Origin of the sequence: Methylophaga sp. UBA5088, assembly GCF_002414625.1 — a bacterium.
GTDB lineage: Bacteria > Pseudomonadota > Gammaproteobacteria > Nitrosococcales > Methylophagaceae > Methylophaga > Methylophaga marina.
Genome location: NZ_DIAC01000049.1, coordinates 34,005 through 37,689, shown reverse-complemented (window position 1 = coordinate 37,689; position 3,685 = coordinate 34,005). Strand labels below are relative to the sequence as shown.

Here is a 3,685-nt window from a genome sequence, read left to right as displayed (position 1 = left end):
ATTATTGCTGCCACTAATAGAAACCTGGAAAAAGAAGTTGAGAATGAACAGTTCCGCTCTGATCTTTATCACCGTCTGATGGTGTACCCCATCCACCTTCCCAGCCTGAAAGATCGTGGAGAAGACGTGTTGCTTTTGGCCGGATATTTTCTCGAACGCATCAGTCGCCAATTGAATATCCGCCAGCTTCGATTAACATCAGAAGCGAATTCCAGTCTGCTCAATTATTCCTGGCCCGGCAATGTGCGTGAACTGGAACATGTAATCAGCCGAGCAGCGTTAAGAGCAAAAGCTAATTCACCTCATCAGGCGATAGTGTCACTCACTTCTGAGTTACTTGAAATCAGGTCTGATAAACCCGTAGGCAACTTACCTGAGCTGGATACTAACTCAGCTAACATCCAGCCCAATATGAGTTTAAAAGCAGCGACGGAAGCCTTTCAGAGAAGAATCATCGTCCACGCATTACAACAAGCTGATGGTAACTGGGCAATGGCCGCCAAACAGCTTCAGATGGATCGCTCAAACCTTATCCGCATGGCGAAACGGCTTAACATTTCAATACAAAAAACGACGCAGGTCACTTTCAACTAAAGCACTGAAAATCAAACAATCTGACCATGTTGATTTGCAATTGTTAGATTGCGCTTAAAGTAACTCATACTGCCCAACAACCACTTACTGGGAAGTGTTCTTCCAGCTAAAGCAGATGACCTCTTAGAATCAAAGTTTTCAGACACTTCACTATTCGCCTCAATTACACCGTTTTGGTTAACGGATATAGATTCAATTTCATATAGGTAGTCACAGCCAAAATGACACAAAGGAAAGACTATATTAGGATCAACTCTTTCTGAATCAGTGCATTGTGATCTTTTTTTCTTGTGAGCTGTGACCAAGGCGGAAATAGAAAACAGCTCACCACATGCAGCGCAGTGTTCACTATCCTTTTCTCCAAACAACCACTCTCTCAAAATTGCTTGTTCCCTGCGTACTAGTACCTCAATAGTTGAGTCTGTGCCTTCGGCAAGCACATGTTTCAAGCGGTTCTTGAATACTTGATATCGAGATACCGCATTATCGCTACTTTTTTCAATACGGCCGGCTTTGGTAATAAGCTGATAAGTGTAGGTTTTTCTTTGACCTGTCTTATCAACTGTAACCAGAGAAGAAGTGGTAATGATTTTGTTAGCTGCAGGCTTTCCTATACCTTGCTTGATCAGGTGATCACGGAATTGAGGATAATCCGACTTTTCTATGCCTTCCAGATACGAAACAGCTATTTTTTCTAAGTGTGTTAGTTCCCTGTAATCTCCTAAAAACTTAACCGACTCGCCCTCCACAACGAACCATTTTGAGCTTTCAATCCAACGCGAAATTATGCGCGAAGGTGGATAGTTATATTTGTGCGACCTCCTACGAAGAGAGTTTTGTAAAGTTGAAGCAAGCACTCCAATTTGGCATTGAGCTGTAAGACCGAAGATCTTTTCACAGCAGTTAATGAGGGTATTATCGCGATCTTCGAATATGTACCAACTATTCTGGTCATCTGAGACTTGAACTACTTCTGGCGATGCAGCGATAAGTTGTTTCACATTAGAAAAAACACCGTCCGATCCAATTTCTTTTTCCAAGTAACTATCTAAGGATAAGCCCAGTAATCCCGGTAATGTTTTGGCTTTACGTAGTTTTTTCTTTAACACTCCTAGATTTGACTTCCGTATTAGGTAAGTTTGTTCGTCGAACTCGGCTTCGGAACGCTTAAGGAGATTAAGATTTGAATCATATAGATTATAGCCTTCGCACCTACCCAAGTCTCGGGCGAGATTTAGTACTCCTCTTAGAGTAGTGTTTTTCGACGCATAGCCTTCACGTATGAGTCGAGTTCTTACTTCGGGAATTGAAACGAAGCCATATGCTTCAATAATATCGAATACTGCACATGCTACGGGAAGCTCCGCTAGAGCTATTACATCCCTAAAATTAGCATTGATAATTTGCCTAACGCGCTCCCTTGTTCCTACGGCTAGCTTCTCCGCAATTGATTCAAGCGTAGGCCATGCTAAATCACCAAAACCATAGTAGTTCATTACTATCTTTATGTTTCGGAGCTTGCTCTCTCGCTTATCAGGGATGTTTCGTTGCAGCCAGAATTCTAGCTCGCTTTCGATATGCATAAGTGCTTCCCTAGGAATCTAACGCTTTTGTAAAAGGCGCGACGTCAGGAGCGTCCTTTTGACAAACTTGTTAACTGTTTTATACACGGATTATTTTACCGGAAGCTGCATGTAAACAAGAGCGCCATTGCCCTTTGCCAGTTTGTAAAAGGTTGTAGGCTTCTGGCCCAACCCAAGAAGCATGATCTGGGTGCTTACTCCAGTTTTTACGCACCCAACGTGCCACCTTATTGAAAAGCGGCTTAATTTGATCAGAAACTTCTTGAACATCATCGTTTAGAACGATGGACCCATCTGTTAAATACGGAGGGTCATAATAAGGTCTTGTAAACAGTAACAATGGATCAATAACGTCTGCTAACTTGGTGTTTCCTTCACCATAGGGATGAAGCTCATCAATAGTTTTGAACGATAGATAACATATAGGGCCGTCTTTGGGCTGAGCCACTGGATACCTCAAATCCAATGGCACAAGAGACAAATCACAACTTCTCATATATTCCATGAGCGATTCATAATCATTATTTGAAGCAATTATTAGCAGTGATTTCGACATAGACAGTTAACGCCGCCATAAATTGCAGGAATAAGCGTGATAATGTGAGCGGCAGCGAACTACGCTTATGAATGTCCATTTGATGTCCTTGTTATATTTTTTTAAGGAAAATTTCAATTTGATCTCTCATCAAACCATAATCAGGCTTTATAGAGTAAAGTCCATCTATATTCTTTATTTCAAGTATTTTTTGCTGATCAATTTCCATTACTCTTAACCATTTAATTTTTTCATCACCAAAAATAATTTCAACCATATGACAAAATGAACCTGTTTCGATTATAGGTTTAAAGTTTTGCACTTCTGATTCATCTATTGATCTGTGAATAGGTGGAACTAGAAAATGATCGATGTTTTCAACTATATATTCACTACCATTGTAGGTAACGTCATCTATAACTGAAAATACACATATGTCATGATGGTATTGTGTGTGGTGAATTTTGTGAACTCTAATGTCATTAGTTTTACCATCTTCTGTTATTTCGATACTCCAATAGATTGATGAAAAATTATTTAGCTTTTTAAAAGCCCCGCCTTCCATGTAGCAAATTTCGTATCCACCACCAAAATAATTAAGTAAAGGTTCATAATTCGTGTGCTCAAGATAGTGTAACCATGAGGTTATTGAACATGCCTTATTAATTGAGGTATTAACATAGTTATCAAGTTCAAAATCTTTGGGGGTAGATTCATTATATGTGTTAAGCACTTTTTCAAAATACTCAGTCCCGGTTCCAGCACTGATACACCGGCCATGAGTACCTGAATGAACTTCATTGCAGCCTATTTGGAATCTATTAAAAATACATTTATCAGAAGATTTTTTTCAATAAAACAAGCTATTAAGGATAGATTGCCTTCTATTTCATATTTATTATCTTCTATAATTTTAACTATTGCTCTAAAAGTTAATATCTCCTTTTTTGATGACTCTATTATCTCAGATACA

Annotated in this window: 5 protein-coding genes; 2 read left to right on the top strand and 3 right to left on the bottom strand. The window is 39.4% G+C overall.

Translation table 11 applies throughout. From position 1 onward, the window contains the following. The coding region (locus B4K20_RS06760) for a sigma 54-interacting transcriptional regulator (protein ID WP_289282346.1) at nucleotides 1-594 on the top strand (594 nt) is incomplete at its 5' end. Nucleotides 595-605: 11 nt separating this feature from the next. Here the strand turns inward: B4K20_RS06760 and B4K20_RS06755 are convergent. From B4K20_RS06755 to B4K20_RS06745, 3 genes are all read right to left on the bottom strand, one after another. Beyond that, nucleotides 606-2,177 carry a hypothetical protein gene (locus B4K20_RS06755; protein WP_289282345.1) on the bottom strand — a complete coding sequence of 524 codons (1,572 nt, stop codon included), beginning with the start codon at nucleotides 2,175-2,177 and terminating at the stop codon, nucleotides 606-608. A gap of 79 nt (nucleotides 2,178-2,256) precedes the next feature. Beyond that, the gene (locus B4K20_RS06750) at nucleotides 2,257-2,733 is read right to left on the bottom strand and encodes a hypothetical protein (protein WP_289282344.1); all 477 of its coding nucleotides are present in this window, start codon (nucleotides 2,731-2,733) and stop codon (nucleotides 2,257-2,259) included. Between the two features lie 91 nt (nucleotides 2,734-2,824). Further along, a complete protein-coding gene (locus B4K20_RS06745) occupies nucleotides 2,825-3,445 on the bottom strand; it encodes a hypothetical protein (protein ID WP_289282343.1) in 621 nt (206 codons plus the stop codon). A gap of 57 nt (nucleotides 3,446-3,502) precedes the next feature. Here B4K20_RS06745 and B4K20_RS06740 point away from each other — a divergent pair. Next, the coding region (locus tag B4K20_RS06740) for a hypothetical protein (protein WP_289282342.1) at nucleotides 3,503-3,685 on the top strand (183 nt) is incomplete at its 3' end.